The 23,800-nt window shown below is 64.8% G+C and carries 21 protein-coding genes, 1 tRNA gene and 1 pseudogene; 15 read left to right on the top strand and 8 right to left on the bottom strand.

Annotated features, from left to right (window positions below; translation table 11 throughout):
• Window positions 1-79: 79 nt before the first annotated feature.
• The 6 genes from J3A72_RS00535 (at window position 80) to J3A72_RS00510 (ending at window position 7,681) form a co-directional block, all read left to right on the top strand.
• Window positions 80-955, top strand: a complete 876-nt coding sequence (locus J3A72_RS00535) for a lysozyme inhibitor LprI family protein (RefSeq protein ID WP_172617724.1) — start codon at window positions 80-82, stop codon at window positions 953-955.
• Between the two features lie 60 nt (window positions 956-1,015).
• Window positions 1,016-3,760, top strand: coding sequence for a peptidoglycan-binding protein (locus J3A72_RS00530; RefSeq protein WP_080469287.1), 2,745 nt, complete (start codon window positions 1,016-1,018; stop codon window positions 3,758-3,760).
• Between the two features lie 94 nt (window positions 3,761-3,854).
• On the top strand, window positions 3,855-4,886 hold the full coding sequence (dusA, locus tag J3A72_RS00525; RefSeq protein WP_075076393.1) for a tRNA dihydrouridine(20/20a) synthase DusA: 1,032 nt from the start codon (window positions 3,855-3,857) through the stop codon (window positions 4,884-4,886).
• Between the two features lie 213 nt (window positions 4,887-5,099).
• Window positions 5,100-5,474 (top strand): hypothetical protein, encoded by a 375-nt coding sequence (locus J3A72_RS00520; protein WP_014645619.1) that lies wholly within the window; start codon window positions 5,100-5,102, stop codon window positions 5,472-5,474.
• A 73-nt stretch (window positions 5,475-5,547) separates the two neighbouring features.
• Window positions 5,548-6,231 (top strand): response regulator transcription factor, encoded by a 684-nt coding sequence (locus tag J3A72_RS00515; protein WP_004136763.1) that lies wholly within the window; start codon window positions 5,548-5,550, stop codon window positions 6,229-6,231.
• 25 nt (window positions 6,232-6,256) lie between these two features.
• Complete coding sequence (locus J3A72_RS00510; protein ID WP_014645620.1) at window positions 6,257-7,681, top strand: sensor histidine kinase; 1,425 nt, start codon at window positions 6,257-6,259, stop codon at window positions 7,679-7,681.
• A gap of 85 nt (window positions 7,682-7,766) precedes the next feature.
• Here J3A72_RS00510 and J3A72_RS00505 read toward each other — a convergent pair whose 3' ends face one another.
• The gene (locus tag J3A72_RS00505; RefSeq protein WP_014645621.1) at window positions 7,767-8,558 is read right to left on the bottom strand and encodes a M90 family metallopeptidase; all 792 of its coding nucleotides are present in this window, start codon (window positions 8,556-8,558) and stop codon (window positions 7,767-7,769) included.
• Window positions 8,525-8,809 carry a hypothetical protein gene (locus J3A72_RS00500; RefSeq protein ID WP_014645622.1) on the bottom strand — a complete coding sequence of 95 codons (285 nt, stop codon included), beginning with the start codon at window positions 8,807-8,809 and terminating at the stop codon, window positions 8,525-8,527. The genes J3A72_RS00505 and J3A72_RS00500 overlap by 34 nt, the downstream gene beginning before the upstream one ends.
• A 144-nt stretch (window positions 8,810-8,953) precedes the next feature.
• Here J3A72_RS00500 and birA point away from each other — a divergent pair, with 144 nt between their 5' ends.
• The 4 genes from birA (at window position 8,954) to J3A72_RS00480 (ending at window position 11,630) form a co-directional block, all read left to right on the top strand.
• Complete coding sequence (gene birA, locus J3A72_RS00495; protein WP_014645623.1) at window positions 8,954-9,922, top strand: bifunctional biotin--[acetyl-CoA-carboxylase] ligase/biotin operon repressor BirA; 969 nt, start codon at window positions 8,954-8,956, stop codon at window positions 9,920-9,922.
• Window positions 9,919-10,650, top strand: coding sequence for a type III pantothenate kinase (locus J3A72_RS00490; RefSeq protein WP_053494627.1), 732 nt, complete (start codon window positions 9,919-9,921; stop codon window positions 10,648-10,650). Before birA ends, J3A72_RS00490 begins: the two co-directional genes overlap by 4 nt.
• A 9-nt stretch (window positions 10,651-10,659) precedes the next feature.
• Window positions 10,660-11,514: an SPOR domain-containing protein gene (locus J3A72_RS00485; protein WP_075076392.1), complete on the top strand. Its 855-nt coding sequence runs from the start codon at window positions 10,660-10,662 to the stop codon at window positions 11,512-11,514.
• Window positions 11,515-11,554: 40 nt separating this feature from the next.
• Window positions 11,555-11,630, top strand: a tRNA-Thr gene (locus tag J3A72_RS00480).
• 371 nt (window positions 11,631-12,001) lie between these two features.
• Here the strand turns inward: J3A72_RS00480 and J3A72_RS00475 are convergent.
• A complete protein-coding gene (locus tag J3A72_RS00475) occupies window positions 12,002-13,285 on the bottom strand; it encodes a DUF5623 domain-containing protein (protein ID WP_075076391.1) in 1,284 nt (427 codons plus the stop codon).
• Window positions 13,286-13,694: 409 nt separating this feature from the next.
• On the opposite strand from J3A72_RS00475, the gene J3A72_RS00470 reads away from it, so the two are divergent.
• From J3A72_RS00470 to J3A72_RS00455, 4 genes and pseudogenes are all read left to right on the top strand, one after another.
• A complete protein-coding gene (locus J3A72_RS00470) occupies window positions 13,695-14,012 on the top strand; it encodes a helix-turn-helix transcriptional regulator (protein WP_075076390.1) in 318 nt (105 codons plus the stop codon).
• Entirely contained in the window at window positions 14,005-15,036 is a 1,032-nt protein-coding gene (locus J3A72_RS00465) for an AAA family ATPase (protein ID WP_075076389.1), read from the top strand. Before J3A72_RS00470 ends, J3A72_RS00465 begins: the two co-directional genes overlap by 8 nt.
• A 181-nt stretch (window positions 15,037-15,217) precedes the next feature.
• Window positions 15,218-17,527, top strand: a complete 2,310-nt coding sequence (locus tag J3A72_RS00460; protein ID WP_230374574.1) for a S8 family peptidase — start codon at window positions 15,218-15,220, stop codon at window positions 17,525-17,527.
• 426 nt (window positions 17,528-17,953) lie between these two features.
• Window positions 17,954-18,321 (top strand): annotated as a pseudogene (locus tag J3A72_RS00455) (hypothetical protein); the annotation flags it as partial.
• 4 nt (window positions 18,322-18,325) lie between these two features.
• On the opposite strand, the gene J3A72_RS00450 reads toward J3A72_RS00455, so the two are convergent.
• From J3A72_RS00450 to J3A72_RS00435, 4 genes are all read right to left on the bottom strand, one after another.
• Entirely contained in the window at window positions 18,326-19,639 is a 1,314-nt protein-coding gene (locus J3A72_RS00450; RefSeq protein WP_140222782.1) for a hypothetical protein, read from the bottom strand.
• 189 nt (window positions 19,640-19,828) lie between these two features.
• Window positions 19,829-20,485, bottom strand: a complete 657-nt coding sequence (locus tag J3A72_RS00445) for a DUF1629 domain-containing protein (RefSeq protein ID WP_075076386.1) — start codon at window positions 20,483-20,485, stop codon at window positions 19,829-19,831.
• 87 nt (window positions 20,486-20,572) lie between these two features.
• Window positions 20,573-21,268, bottom strand: coding sequence for a hypothetical protein (locus tag J3A72_RS00440; protein ID WP_197735279.1), 696 nt, complete (start codon window positions 21,266-21,268; stop codon window positions 20,573-20,575).
• A gap of 165 nt (window positions 21,269-21,433) precedes the next feature.
• The gene (locus J3A72_RS00435) at window positions 21,434-21,841 is read right to left on the bottom strand and encodes a hypothetical protein (RefSeq protein ID WP_075076385.1); all 408 of its coding nucleotides are present in this window, start codon (window positions 21,839-21,841) and stop codon (window positions 21,434-21,436) included.
• A gap of 597 nt (window positions 21,842-22,438) precedes the next feature.
• On the opposite strand from J3A72_RS00435, the gene J3A72_RS00430 reads away from it, so the two are divergent.
• On the top strand, window positions 22,439-23,209 hold the full coding sequence (locus J3A72_RS00430) for a DUF3011 domain-containing protein (RefSeq protein WP_140222783.1): 771 nt from the start codon (window positions 22,439-22,441) through the stop codon (window positions 23,207-23,209).
• A 74-nt stretch (window positions 23,210-23,283) separates the two neighbouring features.
• Here J3A72_RS00430 and J3A72_RS00425 read toward each other — a convergent pair whose 3' ends face one another.
• Window positions 23,284-23,733, bottom strand: a complete 450-nt coding sequence (locus J3A72_RS00425; protein ID WP_046428110.1) for a hypothetical protein — start codon at window positions 23,731-23,733, stop codon at window positions 23,284-23,286.
• Window positions 23,734-23,800: the final 67 nt, after the last annotated feature.

Genomic DNA, 23,800 nt, shown 5'->3' with positions numbered 1-23,800 from the left:
CATTGCCCGCGTGATGGGGGGCGATGGACGGCCCCTCCCTGCCGGCACCCGCTGGCGACACGCAAGGGAGAAACAGGCAATGCAGGCAATGGACGCGCTTGGGCGCAACGAACGGGTCGGCGTCGGCCATGGGTATTGGAAGGTGCTGGCCCTGTGCCTGGCGCTCACCGCATGCCAGGCGCCTTCTTCCCAGGCATCGACCGAAACGGCGGCCCCCGCGTCGATTGCTGCGGCATCGCCGACAGCCCCTTCCGGCCCGGCATCGGCAGATTCCCTCCACTACCCGGATGCGTCCTATACCGACGGTCGCCTGCGCCCAGCCTATGGCTGGTGTGTGGATGGGGTGGAAGATGCAGGCAAGCTCCAGGCCTGCGGCAAGGACGAACTCGCCTACCAGGAAGGGCGTCTCGAAGCGGCGGCCAGCAAGGCGCTGGCCGGACTCGACGGCGCTGCCCGGACGGCATTCCAGGCCACCCAGGCGAGCTGGCGCAGCGATACAGACCGTTATTGCCGCGATGTCCCCAACAGCAGCGTGCAGCAGCTGCAGGGCGCGCAGGAATGCCGCCTGTACCGTGTTGCCAACCGTGCCGACCAGCTGCTGGCGCAGAGCGCGCCGCCGGATACCTCGTATACCCAGGCAGCGCTGCGTCCGGAATACACCCGTTGCGTGCAGGACGCCCGCGGCATGGACGACCAGTTGGAAGCCTGCGATACGGCCGAGCTCGCCCATCACAAGGCGCTGCTGGAAGTACAGGTTGCGCGACTGATGGACAGTCCCGATGGCCCGGCCAAGGACCGCTGGATGGACGAGCAGGCCAACTGGGTTGAAGACACCGACAAGCGCTGCGCGCCTGCCAGTGACCATGTGGGGTCGATGCTGGATGCACAGTCGTGCCGCATCAACCGGTATGCCAACCGCGCCGTCGAGCTGCACACGCGCGTGCTGTCGCCCTGATCCACCGTCGCCAGCAGGCAACTGCACCCGGTCATTCCTCCACGGACAAGGAAGTGAGACATGCCAAACAATATTGACACCCGTAACCTGGACGCCACTGCCGGCGCGGTGTTCTTTGCTGTCGGACGCGGCACCGAAGGTGGTGGGTCGTCGTACCACCTCAGCATTGCCGGCATCACCAAGCATCTGAACGAGCCGCAATGGGGCACCGTCAGCGCGGTGAGGGACAACAGCGGCTATTCGCTGGGCACCATCCAGGTGGATTTCGGCCAACGTGGCGAGTGGCCGCTGGGCGCGACCGGAGAGCGCAAACTGAAGCCGGGCGAGACGACGTATGTCGATGGGGTCATCGACCAGGCCAGCGCCTACGCCAAGGCACACAACCTGCCCTTCACGCATGATCGCGCCGACCTGCGTGCGGATCTGCTCAGCCACGGCAATGGCGAGGGAAAGCGCTCATCCATCCGCTTCATCGATGCGCCGACGCGCGACAGCATCAATGCCTGGGCCGGTTCGGCGGAAGGCAAGCAGTGGATCCACACGCACATCGATTACCCGCAGGTGCGCAATGCCACCAATATCGCCATGACCATGCTGGACAAGCATGGCAGCGGCATTGCCGAGGACAAGCGCTTCGAGGCCATCGCGCTGATCGCCAAGACCGCCAACCAGCTGCCGGGCCGGTTGGATGGCCTCGAGGCGGTGCTCAAGCGCGGCGGGGACTACCAGGATCTGCGCGACCAGGCCACCGCGATCCGCCAGCGCACTCCTTCCTATGCCGGGTTGGCTGCTGCCGATGTCGCTGCCGGGTATGAAGATGCCTATGCGCAGCACTCCGCCGAAATGGATCGCGCGCACCTGAAGGTGGGGCGCCGCGATTTCGCGCCCGCCACCGAAGGCAGCGACCCGGATATCCAGGTCGCGCTGCAACAGGCGCGTGCGCACGGACACGGTGGCGGTGGTCCGCAGGTCCTGAAGGAAGGCTCCAGCGGCCGCGCGGTGGAAAAGCTGGAACACAACCTGCACACACTGGGCTATGGCGGCGCAGGCGCGCAGGCCATCCATCCCGACCGACAGTTCGATGCCACTACCCGGCAGGCCGTCGAAGCCTTCCAGCGCGATCATGGCCTGACCCCGGTGGATGGCAAGGCCGGTCCGGCAACGCTGGGCGCGATCGACCGCGAGGCGCGCGCGCTGCAGGCTGACATGGCGGCGTTGGGGCTGACCGATGCACGGGGCAAAGCGATTACCGCAGATGGTTACCTGGGGGCGGGGAGCCAGCACGCCCTCAACACCTTCCAGCAGCAGCACCATCTGCCGGCCACCGGCATGGCCGACGCCGGCACGCGCAGTGCGATCGAGGCCGAAGCGGCACAGCACCGCCCTGCAACGCCGACACCGGCCGCACCCGCTGCGCCTGCTGCACCGGCCGCGGCACCTGCGCCCGAACGCCACAGCGGGCCAGCCGCAGCCGCTGCACCCGGCGGCGAGCGCATCTCGGTGGTGGAGCCGTTCGGCAACGGCGGCAGCAACCGCATCCTGCGCCACGGCATCAGTGGCGAAGAAGCGTTCCGCGAACTGAAGATCCACCACCCCAACACCAACGCAGCTGCCGTTCGCGCGGGCGATGCCAGCCGGGTCGACCGTAGCGCGGAGATGGTCGAGGGCGAGCTGGAGGCCGTGCGCCGGCGTGGCGACGTCAACAACATCCCGCTGGTGCAGAAGGACCTGATCCTGACCGACCGGTCAGGCGGGCGCAATCTGATGGTTCCCAGTCCGGTCGCCGGCTACGTCAAGCTCAACAACGACGGCACCAACTCCATCAGCATCTACAGCCATCCGGTGGGCGATGCGCGCCGCGAGCTGGTGGGCCAAGTGCTGCACGGCGCGCGCGGGTCCATTCCGTACAAGACCGGGGATTTCGTCGAATACGGTGCGCCGCTGGTGCGGCAGTCGGACGTGGGCTCGCCGGGTGCGGTGCACGCGCACATCGAAGTTGAGCCGGACCAGTACCGTCGCTATCTGGGCGACATCCTCAACGACCGCATCACCCTGGGCGGCAAGGTCCACGCGCAGGGCCCCGAGGCCGCGCAGGCCGCACGCAGTGCACAGCAGGCGCCGATGGCCGATGGCGTGCTGAAGCAGGGCGAGCGCGGCGATGAGGTCAAGGCCCTGCAGGGCAAGCTGGCGGCGCTGGGCTACGCCGGGGCCGACGGCAAGCCGCTGCACGCCGATGGCGTGTATGGCAAGGACACCTTTGCAGCGGTCAAGCAGTTCCAGGCCAACAATGGCCTGGACGACGATGGCAAGGCCGGCCGCAGGACCCTGGCGCAGGTGGATGCGCCCAACGCGGTGAAGGCCGGTATCGCGCCGGCGGCACCGGCCCAGGCCGAACCTGCAGCGCCGGCCAGCATGCGCGACGCCGGGCATGCCGACAACGCGCGCTTCGGCCAGGCTTTGGAGAAGCTGCAGGCGCTCGAACAGCAGCGCGCCCAGGCCGGCCTGAAGCCGCTGTTCGCCAACCCGCAGGAAGCCGAACGAGCGGCTGGCCAGCTGGCCTACGAAAGCAAGGTGTCCGGCATGCGCCAGATCGACCATGTCGTGGCCCGCCCGGACGGCACCGGCCTGTTCGCGGTGCAGGGCGAGCTGGGTGACCCGGCAGCGCAGCGGACCTTCGTCGACCGCCAGCAGGCGGTGTCGCACTCGGTCGAGGCCAGCAGCCGGCAGAGCGAAGCGCTGGACAGTCAGTTCAACCAGCGTGCGCAGGAACAGCAGCAGGAACAGGTTCGCAACCGCGGGTTGTAAGCCACGCGGTGTCCCCGGGGCCGGTCGAGCGGCCAGCCCCGGAGCCACCCGCCGCCATTCAGCCGTCCGGTGTAAACTATTGATCTCACTGGCAATGCCAGTCTCCGCGATCAACACCCCGATGCCGTCCGCCACCGCCCGTTACGCCGATTCCCTGCGCCTGTCCGTTGCCCCCATGATGGACTGGACCGATCGCCATTGCCGCGTGTTCCATCGCGTGCTGGCACCGGGTGTGCGCCTGTACACGGAAATGGTGCACGCCAACGCGGTCATCCACGGCGATCGCGAGCGCCTGCTCGGCTTCGACCGCAGCGAACAGCCGCTGGCGCTGCAGCTGGGGGGCAGCGATCCCGCGCTGCTGGCGCAGGCTGCGCGCATCGCTGCCGACTGGGGCTACGACGAGGTCAACCTCAACTGCGGCTGCCCGTCCGACCGCGTGCAGGCCGGGCGCTTCGGCGCCTGCCTGATGCGCGAGCCGATGCTCGTGGCCGAGTGCGTGGCGGCGATGGTCGATGCCGTCGAGATCCCGGTGACGGTGAAGTGCCGCCTGGGCGTGGACGAGGACAACGACTACGACGTGTTCGCCGCCTTCGTCGACCGCCAGGTCGCCGCAGGTGCCGCGATGGTGGTGGTGCACGCGCGCAACGCGTGGCTGAAGGGCCTGTCGCCGAAGGAGAACCGCGAGGTTCCGCCGCTGAAGTACGACTGGGCGTACCGCCTGAAGCAGGAGCGCCCGGCGCTGCCGGTGGTGCTCAACGGCGGCCTGGCCAGCGTCGAGGCGGTGCAGGCGCAGGCCGCGCACGTCGATGGCGTGATGCTGGGCCGCGCGGCCTACCACGACCCCTACCTGCTGCATCAGCTGGAGGCGCTGCAGACCGGCGCCCCGCTGCAGGCCCGCGGCGACCTGCTGCGCGCGCTGCGCCCCTACGTGGAAGCGCGCCTGGGCGAAGGCCTGGCGCTGAAGCACATCACCCGCCACCTGCTCGGCCTGTTCCATGGCCAGCCCGGTGGCCGCGCATTCCGCCAGGTGCTGAGCGAGGGCGCACACCGCCCGGGCGCCGATTGGAGCCTGGTCGAGCAGGCGCTTGCCGCGACCGAACGCGACGCTGATCGCGCCGCAGCGTGACCGCTGTCACATTCCTGACTTGACAAGGCGCGGCGATTCGTTCCGAATGTTCACCTAGCTGAACATCGCGGGGTCGCGGCCGGAAAAGTTCAGACCGGATTCACTGCCCCAAACCAAGAATTTGCAAAGGATTTGTAAAGCGCCGGGCCCCGAACCCGGCATCCGGATTTACGACTTTTGAACGAATCGCCGTGCTCGGCTAGGATCGCATCGATGTCTTCCGCTCCCTTCCATCGCCGCATTGCCCTGGCCACCTGCGTGGTCCTGTCGGCCGTGCCGCTGTCGTCGGCGCTGGCACAGCAGCCGCCGCGGGGTGAGCAGGGGCGTGCGGAGATGATGGAGCGGGGCGAGCGCGGCAACCGTGGCGACGAGCGTTCGCTGTCCGATGCCGTGCGCCGCGTGCAGCGCACCACGGGTGGTCACATCCTCGGTGCCGAGCGCGTGCCGTTCGATGGTCGTGATATCAACCGGGTGAAGTACATGGACGACCGGGGCCGGGTCCGCTACATGGACGACCCCGCCCCGTCGCGTTCACAGCCGCGCACGCCGCGGTCGGATATGTCATCACTACGCGGCGATAACCCCTGAACAGGGATAGTTGTCGCTATCAACCCGTACCCCACAGGCCTCCGGGCCACACCCAGGACACTAGGGAGAGTTCATGCGTATCCTTCTGGTCGAAGACGAAGCCCCGCTGCGTGAGACCCTGGCAGCCCGGCTCAAGCGCGAAGGCTTTGCCGTCGATGCTGCGCAGGACGGCGAGGAAGGCCTCTACATGGGGCGCGAAGTTCCGTTCGATGTCGGCATCATCGACCTCGGCCTGCCCAAGATGTCGGGCATGGAGCTGATCAAGGCCCTGCGTGATGAAGGCAAGAAGTTCCCGGTGCTGATCCTGACCGCGCGTTCGAGCTGGCAGGACAAGGTCGAGGGCCTGAAGCAGGGTGCCGACGATTACCTGGTCAAGCCATTCCACGTCGAAGAGCTGCTGGCCCGCGTCAACGCGTTGCTGCGCCGCGCCGCCGGCTGGAGCAAGCCGACCCTGGAATGCGGCCCGGTCGCATTGGACCTCGCCGCCCAGACCGTCAGCGTGGCCGGCAGCAATGTCGACCTGACCAGCTACGAGTACAAGGTGCTGGAGTACCTGATGATGCATGCCGGTGAACTGGTCTCCAAGGCCGACCTCACCGAGCACATCTACCAGCAGGACTTCGACCGCGACTCGAACGTGCTGGAAGTGTTCATCGGCCGCCTGCGCAAGAAGCTGGACCCGGATGGCGAACTGAAGCCGATCGAGACCGTGCGCGGTCGCGGCTACCGTTTCGCGATCCCGCGCAACGAGGGCTGAGCCGGCTCACCCTGGCGATAACACGATGTCCGGCCGTCTGTGGTTCTTCCGACGCTGGCGGCCGCGCTCACTGCAGGCGCGCCAGATGCTCGCCGCGTCCGTGGGCCTGGTGGCGTTCCTGGCCCTGGCCGGTTACGCGCTCGACGCCGCCTTCGCCGATACGGCGAAGGCAAACCTGCGCGAGCGCCTGAAGAACTACGCCACCTCCTACGCGGCCGGCATCGACTTCACCCGCGACCGCTCGCTGTACATCCGCGAGCAGCCGCCGGATTCCCGCTTCGACGTGCCCGGCAGTGGCCTGTACCTGCAGGTGGTGATGCCGCACGGCAAGGGCAATTCGATGTCCGCTGAAGGCCCGATGCTGCCCACCGTGGGCGGCGGCCTGCTGGCACCGCGCCAGGAAGTGTTCGAAGGCCCGCTGCCGATGATCCAGATCGACGGCAGCCAGGGCTCGGTGTACCGCTATGGCCTGGGCCTGGTGTGGGGCGCCGATGCCGACCCCGCCACCGAATTCCCGTACACCATCTATGTGATGGAAGACTCGCGCGCGCTGGGTGCCCAGCTGCGCGTGTTCCGTGGCCGCGTCTGGTTCTACCTCGGCGGCATCGGCCTGATCCTGCTGCTGCTGCAGACCGTCATCCTGCAGTGGAGCCTGCGCCCGTTGCGCCGGGTGATCACCGAGTTGACCAAGGTGCAGCGCGGCGAGACCGAGCGCATGAGCGAGCGCCACCCGCGCGAGCTGGAACCGCTGACCGACAGCATCAACGCCTTCATCGAAAGCGAGCGCGAGAACCTCGAGCGCCAGCGCAACACCCTGGCCGACCTGGCGCACAGCCTGAAAACGCCGATTGCCGTGTTGCGCACGCAGATGGACAGTGGTGCCGGCGACGGCGCGCTGCGTGAGGAACTGGACGTGCAGCTGCAGCGCATGAACAACCTGGTTTCGTACCAGCTGGCACGCGCGGCCTCGTCGGGCCACAAGCTGTTCTCCGCGCCGCTGCCGATCGAGTCCAACGCCGAGGAAATCGTGCGTGGCCTGGAGAAGGTCTACGCCTCCAAGGGCGTGCTGTGCGAGTTCGACATCGATCCGGCAGCGCGCTTCCACGGCGAACCGGGCGACCTGCAGGAACTGCTCGGCAACCTGCTGGAGAACGCCTTCAAGTGGGCCAACCGCCGCGTGCTGCTGACCGCGCAGCCGCTGCCGGCCCCGAACGCGCGCCGCGCCGGCCTGCTGCTGGCGGTGGATGACGACGGCCCGGGCATTGCCCCGGACGACATCGGCAAGGTGCTGCAGCGTGGCGTGCGTGGCGACGAGCGCGTGCAGGGCCACGGCATCGGCCTGTCGATCGTGCAGGACCTGATCAAGGATTACCGCGGCGAACTGACCGTGGGCCGTTCGGCCGAACTGGGCGGCGCCCGCTTCGAAGTGCGCCTGCCGCCAGGGCCGTAAGCCTCGTTGATCGGTAGTGCTGGCCGCTGGCCGGCAACCAAGCAATGCCATCGAAGATCATGGGGTTGCCGGCCAGCGGCCGGCACTACCGCATTGCGATCCTGGGCGGCTCGCCGTAGAACCGTCGCAGCTGCGCCGTCACCTCCGGCAACGCCTGCTGCAGCAGATCCGGTGCCGAGAAGTGGTACTCGCTGGCCACCGCGAAGAACTCTTCCGGCGCCTCGGCCGCATACGGATCGATCAGCGTCTCTTCGCCTGCGTCCACCTGCGCACAGAACGCGTCGTAGGCGCGCTGGAACGTGGCGGCCCACTCGCGCTGCCATTCGCGCGGCAGCGGCGGCGTACCATCCATCGCACCATCGAGCGCATCCAGCTTGTGCACCATCTCGTGCACCGCCACGCAGTAGCCCTCGTGCGGCGCCGCCAGGTCGGCCTGCACATCGGCCCAGGACAGGATCAACGGACCGCTGTCCCACGACTCGCCGATCAGCTCGTCATCCCACTCGTGCAGCACGCCAGCCGCGTCCATGTGGCTGCGGTGCACGCGGAAGGCATCGGGGTAGACGATCAGCTGCGACCAGCCCTCCAGCCCCACCTCACCGAACGCCAGCAGCGGCAGGCAGCACAGCGCGGCCAGCAGCACGCCGTCACCGGCCTGCAGCTGCAGCTCACCGATCGGGGTGATGGTCTTCTCGTGCAGGAAGCGCGTGGCCAGTACGCGCAGGCGCGCGCGGCGTTCGTCGTCCAGTCCGTGCAGCCAGGCCGCGCGGCGGCAGGCGTGTTCCCACAGTGCATCGTCGATCGGCCGCGGCGTAGGCCGCAGCCACTGCAGCAACGACTTGATCAGCGGAACATTCCCGGCAGGTAGCTGTGCCACTTCGGCGCACGGATGCGCTGCAGCACGTCATCGTCGCTGCCGCCGCCCCCGGTGCTGGTGGCACTGCTGGCCGCAGGGCGTACCGGTGCCGGCTTGGTGGTCGCAGCCGAGGCAGTCGCGGTCGGCGCGCGCTGCGAGGCGGCATCACCGTTGGAGGACACGCAGGCGCCGCGGCTGTCGTCCAGCGCTGCCGTCGCAGACGCCGCGAAGGGCATCATCAGCAGGATCAGGCAATGGGCATAACGGCGCATTGACGACATCCACGTTAAGGGAGGGTGAGTTCCCGATTCTAGCTCGAACCCGGCGCCCCGTTGGAAGCCCCCGCGGAACCCAGCGTGGCGGGCGTCGCTGGCGGCTTTCCCGCATAATTCCTGCCTGACTTCGTGGAAGCTGCCGTGGACGATCGCCAATTGCTGGCCAAACTCGCTGCCGGTCGCCTGTCCGGCGACGCCCTGGCCCGTGAGCTGGGCCAGACCCGGGCGGCTATTTGGAAGCGTATTCAAGGGCTTAGGGCCGCCGGTGTGGATGTCGAGGGCCGTGCCGGCGAGGGCTATGGCCTGACCCGCCCGGTTGACCTGCTGGACCCGGCGGCGATCCGTGCTGGCCTGCCGGCCGGGGTCCTGCCGCTGCTGCACGACCTGCAGGTGGCCTGGACGGTGGACTCCACCAACGCTGAATTGCTGCGGTGCAGCGCGCCCCAGCGCGGGGTCAGCGTGCTGCTGGCCGAACGCCAGACCGGTGGCCGTGGCCGTCGTGGCCGCACCTGGGCCTCGCCGCTGGCCGCGCATATCTACCTGTCGGTGCTGCGCCTGTACTCCGGTGGCCTCGGCCGCCTGGCCGGGCTGAGCCTGGTGGCCGGCATCGCCGTGGCTGAAGCGCTGCACGACCTGGGCTATGCCCAGGCACAGCTGAAGTGGCCGAACGACCTGATCGTCGATGGCAAGCGCAAGCTGGTCGGCCTGCTCGCAGAAGGCGGTGGCGAATACGCCGGCCCGGCGCGCGCGGTGATCGGCATCGGCATCAACACGCACATGCCGCCGTCGTTCGCCGAGCAGATCAGCCAGCCGTGGGTGGACCTGGACACCCTGGCCGGCAAGCCGGTGGACCGCAACGTGGTCGTTGCCGCCGTGCTGGCCCGTCTGCTGCCGGCGCTGGAGGAATTCGATCGCGAAGGCCTCGCTCCGTTCCTGCCGCGCTACGCCGCCTTCGACATGCTGGCCGGCCGCGAAGTACGCGTGGAACTGGACGGGCAGTGGCAGCACGGTACCGCGCTTGGCCTGGCCGATGACGGCGCATTGCGCGTGCGCATCGATGGCCAGGAGCGCCTGCTGCACGCCGGCGAAGTCAGCGTGAGGGCAGCATGAGCGATTGGTTGTTCGACCTCGGCAACTCGCGCTTCAAGTTCGCGCCGTTGCAGGGTGACCGTGCCGGTGACGTGCAGGCTTGGGCGCATGGCGCCGAAGGGATGGCCAGGCAGCCGCCGCACAGCCTGCCCAGCGGTACCACCGCGTTCGTGGCCAGCGTGGCCGCACCCTCGCTGACCAGCGCCATGCTGGACCAGCTGCAACGCCGCTTCGAAAACGTGCACGTGGTGCGCACCAGCGCCGAATGCGCCGGTGTGCGCATTGCCTACGCCAAGCCGGAAAAGTTCGGCGTCGACCGCTTCCTGGCCCTGCTGGCTGCCGCAAAGGCACAGCGCCCGGTGCTGGTGGTCGGCGTGGGCACCGCGCTGACGATTGACCTGCTCGACGCCGACGGCCAGCACCACGGTGGCCGCATCTCCGCGTCGCCCACGACCATGCGCGAAGCGCTGCACGCCCGCGCCGTGCAGCTGCCGGCTGCCGGCGGCGACTACAGCGAGTTCGCCAACGACACCGCCGATGCGCTGGCCTCCGGTTGCGATGGCGCTGCGGTGGCGCTGATTGAACGCAGTGCGCAGCAGGCGCACGCGCTGCTGGGCGTAGCGCCCTCGCTGCTGGTGCACGGTGGCGGCGCACCGGCACTGATGCCGTTGCTGCCGGGTGCCGACTACCACCCCTCGCTGGTGCTGGATGGCCTCGCCCGCTGGGCGGTGCACCAGCCCGCAGGCTAGTATCCGCGCATGCTGACCCGTGCCCTGATCGTCGTACTGGCCGTTCTCAATCTTGGCGTCGCCTGCTGGTGGCTGCTGCGCGATGCACCGCAGCCGCCTGCGCCTGCACCGCAACCGGCTGGCGTCGCCGAGCTGCGCTGGGTGCCCGGTGGCGCGGATGCCAATGCCGCAGCCGAGGCCACCGCCGCCGCCCCGACCGCACCGCTGATGGAGCGCGAACCGGCCGCGAAGACCGCAGTGGCTGCGACGCCTGCACCCGCGCCGGCCGTGCCGGCCAAGCCGGAAGTTTCCAAGCCGCAGACGGCTGACGCTACGCCGGTTGCTGCCGCCGCCAAGCCGGCAACACCGCCTGCACCCGTTCCGGCACCGGAAAAGCCCGTAACCCCGCCCGCGGCCGCCGAGCCGCCGCGCTGCGTCGCGCTGGGCCCGTTCGCCGACCGCGCTGCCGCGACCGGTGCGCAAGGCAAGGCCGGCACGCTGCTCAGCCAGGTGCGCCTGCGCGAACAGCCCGCTGCCAGCGGCAGCGCCCGTTACCGCGTGATGCTGCCGGCCGCCGCCAACCGTGATGAAGCGCAGGCCACCGTGAAACGTATCGTCGCCGCCGGCCTGAGCGACTACTACATTATCAGCCAGGGGGAGGAGGCCAACGCCGTGGCGCTGGGCCAGTACCGCAATCGCGAAGGCGCCGAGCGCCGCATGGCAGCGGTGCAGGCCGCCGGCTTCCAGCCGCGCCTGGTGGCCAGCGGCGACGCCGGCCAATGGTGGCTGGAAGGACAACTGGCGGCGGGCACGCAGCCGGCCCAGGCCCAGCAGCGCAGCGGGGCGGCACAGAGCCGGTCGCTGGAATGCACGCGGTTGCGCTAGAATCCCCGGACCGCGGCGCTGCCGCCGGTGAACCACCCATGCCGCTTTAGCTCAGTTGGTAGAGCAACTGTCTTGTAAACAGTAGGTCATCCGTTCGATTCGGGTAAGCGGCACCACATGGCAGTTTCAAGCGGTGGCAGGACAACCCAAAAACAGTAAAAAACCCCGCGAAATGCGGGGTTTTTTGTGCACGCTGTTTCAGAGCGTCCCAGGGAAGCCGAGCGCATTTGGGGGCACAGGTGGGGGAACCCACGGACCTTCTGGGGGCATATTTGGGGGAATCGGCCGATCCGCGTGGGGGCACCAGAGTGCTCGGCGACCTTCACCAGGCCGGTCGCCCCGGACCGGGCCACGGCCCACGCGTTGACGCGCGTTCTGATTCCCTGGAACGTCCTCGCCCAGCGGTGCATGGCGATCACCGCTGGGGGAGCTTTCTTGGGAGCGGCGAAGGCTCCGAGCGTGCCTGCGGCCCGACGATTGCGGCGGGTCAGGCCGCCTGACGCTGGCTCAGTTCCGCAATAGCCAGATCCAGTGTCGCGAGTAGCTCGCGTCGCGGTTTGCAGTCGTTGTAGCCCCGCTCGACGATCTGGCGGGCCTTCGTAAGTGCCTTGAGACATTCGGCCGTTGTCTCGCAGATCGACGCACTGGGCCCGCCAAAGTAGAGGTCGTAGACACCCTCCTCCTGCCGATGCTCGATGAGCGACCAGTCCTCCAGCTGCGATCGTGCAACGTCCAGCTTCTGGCCCACGCGCCATGAAAAGTCATGGCACAGCGTCTTCAGCAAGGAGCCCAGTTGCTGATGCAGCTCGAACGGCATCGGTTGGGTCGGCCGCCAGCGGGAGGGGATGCCTGCCGCGCCACCGTAGGGGGTCGCACCCTTGTGTTGCCGCCAGGAGGGACCGGGCCGCGGCCGGCGCGGTTTCTCATCCGCCTGACGCTTCGGGCTGACGAAGTCGTCGCCGCAACGGCCCGTTTCGTGAGGCCACTCCGTCGGCTCCGTGACGGACTCGACCTTGGCCAATGCGTCGGCGACACGCCGTAGCAGCGCGGTATCGGGGCCAATCAGGCGGGGTAGGCAGTGACCCGGATAGTAGATGCCCTCCCAATCCGGAGCGACCATGTGCAGAGCATTGCGTTCGAGCCAGCGCTGGCGCTCCGCTGCGGCTCTCTCCAGCGCGGACGCATAGGCTTCATCGAGAAAAACGTAGCCCTCGGTCGCAGGATCGAACCACAGGGACTGATGATCGCGACCGGGCAACTTCTCCAATGGCCGCAGGAGGTCTCGGTACTTCTGGGTTGAGACGGGCTGTAGCCCGGTCGCCTCCATGAACCGCAGGCCGCGTGTCGCCGTCAACAGTGCCTTGCGAGCAGCCTCTTGCCCTATCAGATTCGTGCGGTGCTCCAAGTGGTCTTCGTATTCCATGCGGAATCCGGAGATGCCGCGGCCGTACGTGACGCGGTGCTTGGCGATGATCTCAGGCAAGGGCTGGCTTAGATCGACGCGCAGGACCTCACGACCGGCGTGCAGTCCCGCGGCATCGCCGTTGCGCTCGAGCGGGGTCTGCCAGTGAGCCGAGAGATAGACGGAGAAGCGGCGCGAGGCACCGGCCCCGACCAGCTGGCGCCTTGCATGCACGAAGTTCTCGTAGCCCGCTTGGCGGCTGGCGTCTTCGAGGGCTTGCGTATGGGGGATGTTGTGCTCGCGGCGAATCTTTTTAGCAAGCTGCTTGATGCCGTCCACGGTGGACGGACGAATGCTGGAGATAACCATGCGCTTCAATCCTCATGGCCTAGTTCGCAGCGTCACCGTCGCCACTACTGTAGGCCGGGATTAAGGCATCGGCCAAAAGGTTACAAGCACTGCTCTAGGAGCTTCGAAAGACGGTGTCATGCGCATGCCAGCGCCCAACTAGGCTAGTTGCCCCTTGCGTGGCAGTCAACCGGGGACGTGTGCGAGCTGATGTGAGGATCTTGATGACACTATTCCTCACCGGGTAGTGGTCCAGCTGAATGCGGGCAGGAAGGTCCATTCATAACGACTGGACACCACTGCCCTGCGGAGGCCGCATCCCCCACCAGGGCATCCACCTCCATTGCTTGACTTGGAGAAATGGCATTCACTGGTGGTAAAATTTCGATGAGACTCGCGCTCATCGCGAATCTTTGGGAATGCAGGCAACATGAACGTAGGTCAAGCCATTCGACTATGTCGGACGCAAAGGGGAGCTTCCCAGGGGGCTATTGCTCAACGGGCCAATTGCTCCGTTTCGTACCTGTCGATGCTTGAGAACAACAAGCGCGATCCGACGCTCTCAACGGTCACAAAGATTGCTGAGGCGCTGCATATTCCTGTCGGCTTGCTGTTCGTTTTGGCAGCCGATCAGGATGACTTGGGGGAAATCGACGAGAGCATTACGGCTCAGCTGATGCAATCTGCGCTGGCATCACTGGAAACGACGGCCAACATGACCACGCGGGCGGGTAATCACTATGGCTAATGCAGATCAACTCAAAGCGCTAGTGAAATCCCACATCGAACGGGATGATCAGCATTTCTACTCGGTAGCGATGCAGGTTGCAGCCCGGGAGGCGAGAGTCGGTCACGGCAAGCTCGCCGAAGAGCTGCGCGAGATGATTGACGCGGCGAAGGCTCGAGCCTCGTCGGAAGGCACGTCGGGCAAGCTGGTGCCATTGGCTCGACCACGTGGTGAACTGGCAAACCTGCTGACGGTTTCCTATCCGAAGAATCGTCTATCTGACATGGTGCTCGATGCGGAAATGGCTGAGCAGCTTGGTCGCATCATGAAGGAGCAGAAGCACCATTCGCGTATCCGCGAGCATGGGCTGTCACCTCGGCGGAAACTGTTGCTGGTCGGCCCGCCGGGCACCGGCAAGACGATGACGGCCTCCGTGCTGGCTGGCGAACTCGGTATTCCGCTGTTCTCCGTTCGACTGGATGCCCTGATCACCAAGTACATGGGGGAGACGGCGGCGAAGTTGCGCCAGATCTTTGATGCCATCAACGATGTACGTGGCGTCTATTTCTTCGATGAATTCGACGCCATCGGCTCGCAGAGAGGCATGGACAATGATGTGGGGGAGATCCGCCGCGTCTTGAACAGCTTTCTGCAAATGATCGAGCATGACCAATCGCATAGTTTGATCATCGCAGCAACCAATCACGTAGAGATTCTTGACTACGCGCTTTTCCGTCGATTTGACGATGTGATCGAATATCGGCTTCCGACGACGCCACAGGCAACAAAGTTGATCCAATCGCGGCTTGGGAAGTTTGCGCCCAAGCCTTTTCCACTCAAGGCACTCACAACCAGGACGGAAGGCTTGAGCTATGCAGAGATCAAGCGAGCTGTAGACGAATCGATCAAGGAAGCGGTGATGCACGACGAAGAGCGAGTGAAGGCCGATGTTCTGGCGCGCGCTTTCGATGAACGCCGCAAATTCAGCCTCAGGATGAACAAGAAGAAGGCCGTGTCCAGCCATGCCGGATCAACCCCAACCTAAGCGCCCGCATTTCATTCTCCGCGGTACATCGAAGGCCGTCGAATTCAAAGCACACTCTGCTGGCGGACGATCTACAGACGACGTTCCCGCGCTCCCCCGGGCGCAGCATAGTGCGTCCCTTCGTGCCCAGATCGAGAATCTGAAACCCGCAGCAGAAAAAGCTGTTGAGGGACAAAGAGACTTGCAGCTGGAAAGCGGGTTAGGCCTGCAGATCCAGTTCTCCAGTCAACCCGATGTCAAGTTGGCATTCGACAGCTTGGCGAACGAGCCGAAGAAGATTGAGCTCCTCAGTGTTCGTCATGAAGGCAACCAGACATTTGCCAATGTCTTTGTGCCCGATGGTGGACTTGCGCACTTCGAGAAATACATCACCGACTACTTGGCGGAGAAGAAGGACAGTCTGGGGCGTCCACGTGATCATCAGAAGTTGCTGGATGCCATCGACTCTATCCGAGTAGCCGAAGTCCGGGCTTTGTGGACTGATGACCCTGATCTCCTCCCTGCAGACCTAGGGCTTGCCTTCTGGTGGGAGGTGTGGCTTCCGGTGCGAGGCCCGGGTCAGCGGCAGGCTGTGGTGGAAGACTTCAAGAAGCTTGCGCGCCTGGCGGAATGTGTCGTCAGTGACAAGCAGGTCAATTTCCCCGAGCGCACGGTTCTGGTGATGTATGGCTCGCAGCAGCAGCTTTCGCGATCGGTCATGACGCTGAACTGTGTTGCTGAACTCCGCTACGCCAAGGAGACTGCGGAGTTCTTCGATGGCATGGAAGTACGCGAGCAAAGGGAATGGAGCGATGATTTGCTGCGTCGACTCCAAGCGCCGCCATCGGACGACGCGGCCCCGCGCGTCTGCCTATTGGATTCCGGGGTGAATCGCGGACATCCGCTCCTAGAGCCACTGATGGATGCCGGCGACCTGCACACGGTGGAACCCGCATGGGGCGTGGACGATGGGGCCAATCATGGCACTGGCTTGGCCGGCCTTGCCGCTTATGGCGATCTCACCGATGCCCTGTCATCCGCTGACGCCATCAACATCCCTCATCGCCTGGAGTCGGTCAAGCTGATACCCGCGGAAGGTGCAAACGAAGGCGATGCGCGCCACCACGCCTACCTCTTCATGGAAGGCGTCGCGCGTCCCGAAATCTCAGCCCCTCGCCGTGCTCGCGTTTTCACGTCGGCCGTAACCGCCTCGGACTACCGGGACCGTGGGCGCCCATCCTCATGGTCTGCCGCCGTCGATGGCCTTGCAGCCGATACGGACGGCGCTGGCGAGAATCCACGCCTGTTCGTCCTCTCTGCGGGCAACACAAGCGATCCCAATGCCTGGGCCGGGTATCCCACTAGCCTATCCACTAATCTCGTGCACGACCCTGGCCAAGCGTGGAACGCCATCACCGTCGGGGCGTATACGAATAAGGTCGATACGGAAGGTCATCCGACCTTGAACCCCACCGCCCAAGCGGGTGGCCTCAGCCCCTTCACTACCACCACCAGAACGTGGGAGCGTGTGTGGCCTTTGAAACCGGAAGTGGTGCTGGAAGGAGGAAATGCGGCCAAGGACGACGTTGGCCCCGTCGGAATGGCGAGCCTGAACCTTCTTACCACCCACAACCAGCCGATTGATCGGCTGTTTACGACCAGCAATGCCACCAGTGCCGCGTCGGCCCTTTGCGCCGGAATGGCAGCCCAGATTCTGGCGGCCTATCCGCATCTCCGCCCGGAGACCGTACGTGCCCTACTGGTGCATTCAGCACAATGGAGCGAGGGTATGCGCGGGATGTTCCTTCCCGCTCTGCCGAACAAGGATGACTACGTCAACTTGATTCGCCACTGTGGTTGGGGCACGCCGGACCTGAATCGAGCGCTTTGGAGTGCAGGGGATTCGCTGACCTTGCTGGTGGAGGATGAGGTGCATCCTTACAAGAAGGTTCAAGGTCAGGGTGTCGAGACACGCGACATGAACTTGCATTCCTTGCCTTGGCCGAAGGAAGAGCTGGAAGCATTGCAGGACACGCCCGTCGAAATGCGCATCACGCTCTCCTATTTCATCGAGCCCAATCCGTCTGCGCGTGGCGTCGCCTCGAAGTATCACTATCCTTCGCATCGCCTGCGATTTGACGTGCAGCGTCCGCTGGATGGATCCACCGAGCACTTCGTGGCACGAGTGAACGCTGCGGCGCAACGCGAGGATGACGGAGATCCTGTGAATCCCTCCGACCCCAATTGGCTGCTTGGCGAGAGGCAACGACACCGTGGCTCGCTCCATCAGGATGTCTGGAAGGGGACGGCGGCTGAACTGGCCAGCCGTGGGTTCATTGCAGTCTATCCTTCGGCAGGGTGGTGGCGGACTCGGCCTGCTTTGGAGCGCTACGATCTGCCCGCCCGATATAGTCTCGTGGTGTCCATACAGACGCCACAAACAGACGTCGATCTTTACGCCGCTGTCGCTCAGAAAATCCCGGTTGCCAACGCTGTTGTCGTGGGGACATGAGCAATTGCCTCCCCTGCTTGTCGGCTCACGTCCTTGGTGGGCGACGATGACGCAGGGTAATGTACGCTTGTCGTCGAAGGCACGGGCTGCACAGTGAGCAGCCCGTCGTCTTCATAGATTTCCCGCCGATAGCGAATAAAGCGATCAAGGTACCAAGGCCGGCACGCTAGGTCCGCCAGTTCCTCGAACCTACTCATTCACCGTCTACTTCGAGACTGCCTTCATGGTGGCCGCTTTCTTGCCGGTGACCTTCTTGCTGGCCGTTGTAGCGCTGCCCGTCGATGTACCGGCCGTCATCTTTCCAGGGCTACCTCCGGGACGCGGGCTTGAGCGGGACACGGCGGCCCCCGACTCGACGTGGAGTGACACTCCGCTGTCACGGCAAAAGCACTCCAGATGCACCAACGAACGTGCCCCGCAGGCCTTGTCCGGCTTCACTTGGATGCGCGAAAGATCTTCAAGACCAAGAAGGTTTTTGCCGCCAGCGTCTCTCAGGGCAAGCGCTACGCCGAGCGCTGGTGCGCCGCCAGGCTGTGTCATTGCGCAAGGCCGTTGCCCGGCTGACTGACACCACGCCGATCCAGCCGGCACCGCCACCTCCTGGCCTGCCGCCAACCCTCGAGCAGCAGCAACCGGCCCGGCGCCTGGCCGAGGCCGGTACGGTGGAACTGGCGTGAATCAAGGAGGTGCTGGAACCACGCCGACCGCTGAAGGAGACCAAGCCCAGGGCGAGGGATCCCATGAAGGCGTGGGTGATAGCAGGACGCCCGCATCTTGGTGCCGTGCTCCGTTGAAGCTCTATCGTTTTCCGTGGAAGTGGCTAAAGCGGTTTGGGTGCCACGGTGCGCTTACGCTTGTGTGAAGCGACTGGACTGATTGCGAGGGCAAGTTTTGTGCGCCTGTTCCAGCGCCTGGGGGTTCCGGTGACTGTGCCGATTTCAGGAATGCTCTCGTCAGCACCGGATCCACTTCGTCCGCACATCGAAGCGCGGATTCTCGCCATGCAGCCATCTCTTTCGGGTGCACAGGCGACTCACTTCCAGCGTTCGCTTCGGCGACCGCTTCGACGTAGCTACGAATGTCCTGCGCGAGCCGATAGGCTGTGGCATCCGCCAAGAGCTTGTGAAGGCGTGCCTCGCGATCCGCCTCTTTGGCAGCTTCGCGATCGCGTATTGCTTGGAGCCTCTTCTCCTCCTGTCTACGTATCGCGCCGTTGTGCATGTCAATAGCCAATTGATATGACTGGGCTACTCCCTGGCGATGCATCGCCTCCACCGCCAAAGCCAAGGTGGCCGCAATCTCGCTCGCAGAGTCTTCAATCTGGGAGGCCTTGCCGTCCTGCCATTCGCGACGGAAAGGTGCGGCCGAGCGAAAGTACCAGGAGATTTCTAATTTCAAAGGGTCTGACGCTGGGCGGTCGGCCTTCGACATCGCGAAGTAGCGGCTCCGCGAATCCGTCTTCTTGGGGTGATCTAGTCGAAAGGTCACGCTGGATCCCTCGTTGGCAAATACCGTGAACTCGTTAGCATCTTTCCCTTTGGCCTGACAGCTAAGTCCTGTCTTCGATATCCCCTTGAATATTGCGCTCAGCAAACGGAGGCGCCTCTTCTCGAAGGGCGAAACGTAATAGGGTTGGTCGTAGCTCCAGGGATAGTCGGATTGAGAAATTTTCTCTATCCGCTTCGCGTCTATGGCTAGCATCCTTGCCACAGCGGGGTGGGGCGCAGATAGAGACTTAGGGATGGTCACCGTCCCAATCTCAGTTTTTAGCCGAGTGAGCAGGTCATCGAGTGATTCGTCGTAGACCTTGAGTGGACTAGGCATTGGCGGAATTTCGGGGTCTGGCCGGCCGCTGCTTCCCGGGCTATGTTCATCCTCTCGGCCTACCCTGACCACCTCTGACTCTCCGAGTCCCCTTGGCGGAAGCCTTCTCTTCAGAGCGTGCTTGCCGGCTGCGACCTTGGCCCAGTAGCCCCGTTCCGGCGCCGGAATTCCATATCGCTTAGCCGCTTTTCCGAGGGCGACGTCTGAAATGCCTAGATCCTTTGCGATCTTACTGACCGGCGCTGACCAAAGCAGGTCATAGAATTCCGTTCTCGAGAAAAGCGGCATGGGTGGCTCCTCGTTGGCAGCCTGATCATGCCGCAATGAGGTGACCAATTGCCGCACCTACCTCAGATACGGCACACGAAAGGCACACAGCACCCCGGCAGCCCTTGTGCCGCAAGGGGTTTTGGTTCCGATAAGCGCACCATCCTCGGATGTTTTTACCGGGACACTGTCATCTGGTCGGGATCTGATTCAGGCATGGCCACGGTAAGGCATGAAACGCCGTTCGGCGCGGAAGAACCCCAACCCCGTGTCGCCCCTGAAGCCTGAGTCGATCATCAGATCGGCCAGGCCTGCCGAAATCAATAGATCCCCGGACTGTGGCTCCCTGGCGATCCGGCCCATTTCGGAGGGCGCATCGAGAAACCAGGTCTGGTTGAAGTAGATGATGTAGCCGTCATCGTCCCGCTCGGCTTCAGAGCGGGCGTGGTCGATGGCTTCGACGCTCCTGGAAGCGTTGATCATATAGAACCGTTGAGCGATATCCTGATGGTCGGCCACCAGATGCCGGGGTTCGATGAGCTCGATGTCAGTCGGCGCCTGGGCGCTGAGAAAGTTCGCCAGACGCTCCGATATCAAGGGAATGCCCACCAGCAGCCATAGGCAGTCAAGCTTCAGCAGCGTCTGCGCGTTGCACTGGAAAAACACGGGTAGCCTATCCATCCCTCGCGGATACGGTCGCCCCTCCAGCAGGGCGAGGTAATCAAAATTGGAACAGGACGCCTCATAGGAACCGATGCGGGCGTCATAGGAGCCAATCAGCTTCTCGTTGTAGTGGATCGGCGTCTTCCAGCTCAGAATCATCTGTTTCCCCACTTCCGACGGGCGCTCGTTCGGGCGGCTGCCCATGGGCAAGCGTACTGGGAAGACAGCGGCGTCGTTGTCTTTGCGGCAATGCCATGCGCTGCCCACGCTCAGGCGGTGGATCCGCCCGCTTCACTCCGGCTCCGCCATCAACCTCCTGTTGAAGGAATCCTTCTGTTCCCGATGGTTGGTGTAGCCGAGGGTCTTCTCGCTCAGGATCCTGGCAACAGTGTCGACATCGGGCCTGATGCCATTGCTGCGCAAGGCGGAATGGATGATTGGAACCGGATAGGAGTAGCGCTCGGGCCTGGCAAGCACATCGTTCACCAGTCCGGGGCTGAGGTCGAAGAGGTTGGAGATGATCGGCAAGTCGGTTTCCAGGAGCCTCTGGAGTAATCCGCGACAGACACGTTCAACGCCTTGCTCCGTGACAGGGAGTAGGGGACAGGCCTCGCGCTCGCTGACGGTTGACATGCAATACACCAGTTTCGCGTTTGCCAAGTTGGATGGGTAAGGCGGATCCATGCGTTCGAGCTCCTTCTGCAGGATCGGATGCTCGGCGAGGACGATGGTTTCATAGCTCCTGGTGTTGGCCAGGTACTCGAAATGCAGGGTTGCAACGGCTCCCGACCGATGCTTGATTACGACCTTGTTCTTGCTGACCACCAGCCCGGGATGGCCTGCCAGCTCGAGTTTCAGATGAGCTTTGAGCGCATTCTCAAATGTGTTACGCAGTTCCTTCAAAGAGCGGTCCATCGTTCCTGTTCCTGGGGGCGATTGATGCTCTGCGGTGGGAGTATTGAACGAAACGTACTTCGACGCGATCATCCTGGAAACACCACCGCCGCGCGAATCAGTTTCGTGCAGATGCAGCTCAACGAGAACAGGTTTCAGGTTTGGAATGGGTGTGCTCGTCCCAGCAGCGGCCTGTTTGATCTGAGGGCCGGGGAAGGGACGTTGGGAACCTGCGTATCGGGATCCCGGTATTCCGCTTTACGGAGCCCCACGCACCTGCAACGCCACATACTCGGCCAGCCCCCGGCAGGCCAGCATCAGCCCTTCGCGTGCACCGTCGCCGATATCGTCTTTCTCTTCCCCATCCACGCGCACGCGCTCTGCGGCGTGGTACAGCTCCAGCAGTGACACCAGGCCCACCGCGGCGCGGTCCCTGCGCGCGGCAACCACGGCGTCGCCAGGTGTGCCTGCCGGTCCCGGCCACGGCTGTCCATCGGCGGCGTCACCTGCCTGGATGCGCTGCAGGCATCCGGGCAGGTTGATCGGCGCGGGCGCCTCGTTGGCGGCAGCGAAAGCAGCTTCCAACGGCTGCGCCAGTTCGGGTGGCAGGCGCCGGGCGGCCTCGCCCAGGGTGGCGGTCAGGTAGGGGTGGTGAGTTCTGGACATGCGGGCATCCTCGTCAGGAACAGAGGTGCCACCGGAGCAGGGTGGCGGGCGATACGTGGTTTCCAATCCCGGGACTGAATGAGCCGGTGGGCACGAGGCCCCCACGCACCGCCCGCCGTCGATCGGCGAACGGATTGCCAGCCGGCGCCGCTTTTGAGAAGTCGACGCCGGCTGGCAAGCGTATACAGCTTTCAGTCTTCGGGTTGGAAATCCCGGCCACCCCGCTGAAGGTGGCAATTCATCATGCGCATGCGAAATCACCGCCTGCCAGTCGTTTGTTTCGATGGCATCGGGTGATCTGAAAGGAAAAATGAATCATCGCGTTTGGCCTGTTTCGAGCAGTGCAATGCCAGAAGCGACAGTTCGCGCAGTGCCGCGAACCACGATACATCCGGCTGCGCCATTACTGTCGCACGGCCCATCGCGGCCCACGACGTAAAGCTGGCTTAACCGCCCCGGCAGGGCTCCAAGAACACCGTATCAGACCTGAATCCCCGCGCGCGCCGCCGGGTTCTTGATAGTCCTCACGGACAGGCCGCAGCGCCCCACTGCATACTGCCGCTACACGCCCACCCTGGGCCCCTTCGGGATCCGCACATGCGTCGCCATGCCCTGTCGCTCACCGTCGCACTGGTGTCCACCGCTTTCGTGGCCCCGGCCATGGCCGCGGTGCCGTTCTTCAACGCCAGCTGCCCGGGCGGTATCGATGTGCACGCCGACGAAGGCGGCCCCGTCTACGTGCAGGGCCGCGAGGCGGCGCTCAAGCGCTTCAACGACCGCTACGTCGAAGCACGCGATGCCAATAGCGGCATCACGTTGTCGATCAGCCGCAGCGAGGACGGCACGCCGCAGATCAGCTACACCGGCCGTGGCGGCGCCAATGGCATCTGCCAGGTCAGTGCCAGCGGAACGCCCGCGCCGGCAGAGCATCGCGACCGCCGCCACCACGATGAAGACAACGATGCGGCGCTGCCACGCGAGGTGACCTGCGAATCCACCGACCAGCAGCAGGTGTCGTGCCACATGGATACGCGCGGCAACGTGGAGATGGTGCGCCAGCTGAGCCACACCCGCTGCGAACAAGGGCAGAACTGGGGCCTGTCGCGGCACTCGGTATGGGTGAACGGCGGGTGCCGGGCGGTGTTCCGCAATGTGTCCAAGGTGGCGTACAGCGCGCCGGCGGGCGATACCGCGCTGGGTTCCTGCAACATGCGCAAGGGCGCGCAGGGCACGCTGGTGACCCAGATGCCGGTGGGCAGCGATTACCAGGAACTGATCATCGATTATCCCGATGGCCGCTTCCTGTGCATGATGCGCAACAACGGCCAGGTGCAGAGCCTGACGCCGGTTCGTCGCCGCGGCGGTTGAGATGCCGCGGCGGCAAACCCGCCGTCGGCCGCGTGTCTGAAGGGGGCAATGCGGCACGCGTTGCCCCCGTCCCGTTACTGCTGGTTTACCGGGTCATTTCCCTTCTTGTAGGTGTACCCGGTGACATCCCAGCCGCCGCCATGGCCGGACGAGGGTTCCACCCAGGTGAATTCCCACGTCTGCAGGGAGCCGTCGGGAAGCAGGTTTTCCACCCGGTAGATTTCACCGGGAATGCCCTGCTCCGGCAGCTTTCCCGGAATCGATTCATCCGCGCGTGCAGACGCGCGCCCCACCGAGAATGCACGCCGTTCCACCTGTACGTTGCCGTAGCCCTGCGGGGCGAACGACGGCTTTACCCGCTGCGCCACCCAGTCGAGCACCTGGCGTGCGCTCGCCGTCTGCATGGGATACGCGTCGGTGGTCACCGTATGCGTGATGCGTTGCGAGGAGGCATTGGCAGCTGCCGGAAACAGTCCGCCCAGGGCAATTGCCAGTACCGCAAATCCATTGAGTGCATGTTTCATGTGCGTCGTTCTCCAGGGTTGGGGAAATGAAGTCGCACCGTCCGGGTGCCGACGCAGGGTGGACACA

The sequence above is a fragment of the Stenotrophomonas sp. PvP093 genome, assembly GCF_017876915.1.
GTDB lineage: Bacteria > Pseudomonadota > Gammaproteobacteria > Xanthomonadales > Xanthomonadaceae > Stenotrophomonas > Stenotrophomonas muris.
The sequence above is the reverse complement of the archived record's forward strand: the minus strand, read 5'-3'. Positions and strand labels throughout refer to the sequence as shown.

What these genes read in the sequence shown, in the direction of transcription:
- J3A72_RS00530 (WP_080469287.1), top strand. Translation starts at nt 1,016, where the DNA reads ATGCCAAACAATATTGACACCCGTAACCTGGACGCCACTGCCGGCGCG.
- J3A72_RS00435 (WP_075076385.1), bottom strand. Translation starts at nt 21,841, where the DNA reads ATGTCCAGAACTCACCACCCCTACCTGACCGCCACCCTGGGCGAGGCC.
- J3A72_RS00475 (WP_075076391.1), bottom strand. Translation starts at nt 13,285, where the DNA reads ATGGTTATCTCCAGCATTCGTCCGTCCACCGTGGACGGCATCAAGCAG.
- J3A72_RS00470 (WP_075076390.1), top strand. Translation starts at nt 13,695, where the DNA reads ATGAACGTAGGTCAAGCCATTCGACTATGTCGGACGCAAAGGGGAGCT.
- J3A72_RS00490 (WP_053494627.1), top strand. Translation starts at nt 9,919, where the DNA reads ATGAGCGATTGGTTGTTCGACCTCGGCAACTCGCGCTTCAAGTTCGCG.
- J3A72_RS00465 (WP_075076389.1), top strand. Translation starts at nt 14,005, where the DNA reads ATGGCTAATGCAGATCAACTCAAAGCGCTAGTGAAATCCCACATCGAA.
- J3A72_RS00450 (WP_140222782.1), bottom strand. Translation starts at nt 19,639, where the DNA reads ATGCCGCTTTTCTCGAGAACGGAATTCTATGACCTGCTTTGGTCAGCG.
- J3A72_RS00520 (WP_014645619.1), top strand. Translation starts at nt 5,100, where the DNA reads ATGTCTTCCGCTCCCTTCCATCGCCGCATTGCCCTGGCCACCTGCGTG.
- J3A72_RS00515 (WP_004136763.1), top strand. Translation starts at nt 5,548, where the DNA reads ATGCGTATCCTTCTGGTCGAAGACGAAGCCCCGCTGCGTGAGACCCTG.
- J3A72_RS00535 (WP_172617724.1), top strand. Translation starts at nt 80, where the DNA reads ATGCAGGCAATGGACGCGCTTGGGCGCAACGAACGGGTCGGCGTCGGC.
- J3A72_RS00445 (WP_075076386.1), bottom strand. Translation starts at nt 20,485, where the DNA reads ATGGGCAGCCGCCCGAACGAGCGCCCGTCGGAAGTGGGGAAACAGATG.
- J3A72_RS00425 (WP_046428110.1), bottom strand. Translation starts at nt 23,733, where the DNA reads ATGAAACATGCACTCAATGGATTTGCGGTACTGGCAATTGCCCTGGGC.
- J3A72_RS00485 (WP_075076392.1), top strand. Translation starts at nt 10,660, where the DNA reads ATGCTGACCCGTGCCCTGATCGTCGTACTGGCCGTTCTCAATCTTGGC.
- J3A72_RS00500 (WP_014645622.1), bottom strand. Translation starts at nt 8,809, where the DNA reads ATGCGCCGTTATGCCCATTGCCTGATCCTGCTGATGATGCCCTTCGCG.
- J3A72_RS00510 (WP_014645620.1), top strand. Translation starts at nt 6,257, where the DNA reads ATGTCCGGCCGTCTGTGGTTCTTCCGACGCTGGCGGCCGCGCTCACTG.
- dusA (WP_075076393.1), top strand. Translation starts at nt 3,855, where the DNA reads ATGCCAGTCTCCGCGATCAACACCCCGATGCCGTCCGCCACCGCCCGT.
- J3A72_RS00430 (WP_140222783.1), top strand. Translation starts at nt 22,439, where the DNA reads ATGCGTCGCCATGCCCTGTCGCTCACCGTCGCACTGGTGTCCACCGCT.
- J3A72_RS00440 (WP_197735279.1), bottom strand. Translation starts at nt 21,268, where the DNA reads ATGATCGCGTCGAAGTACGTTTCGTTCAATACTCCCACCGCAGAGCAT.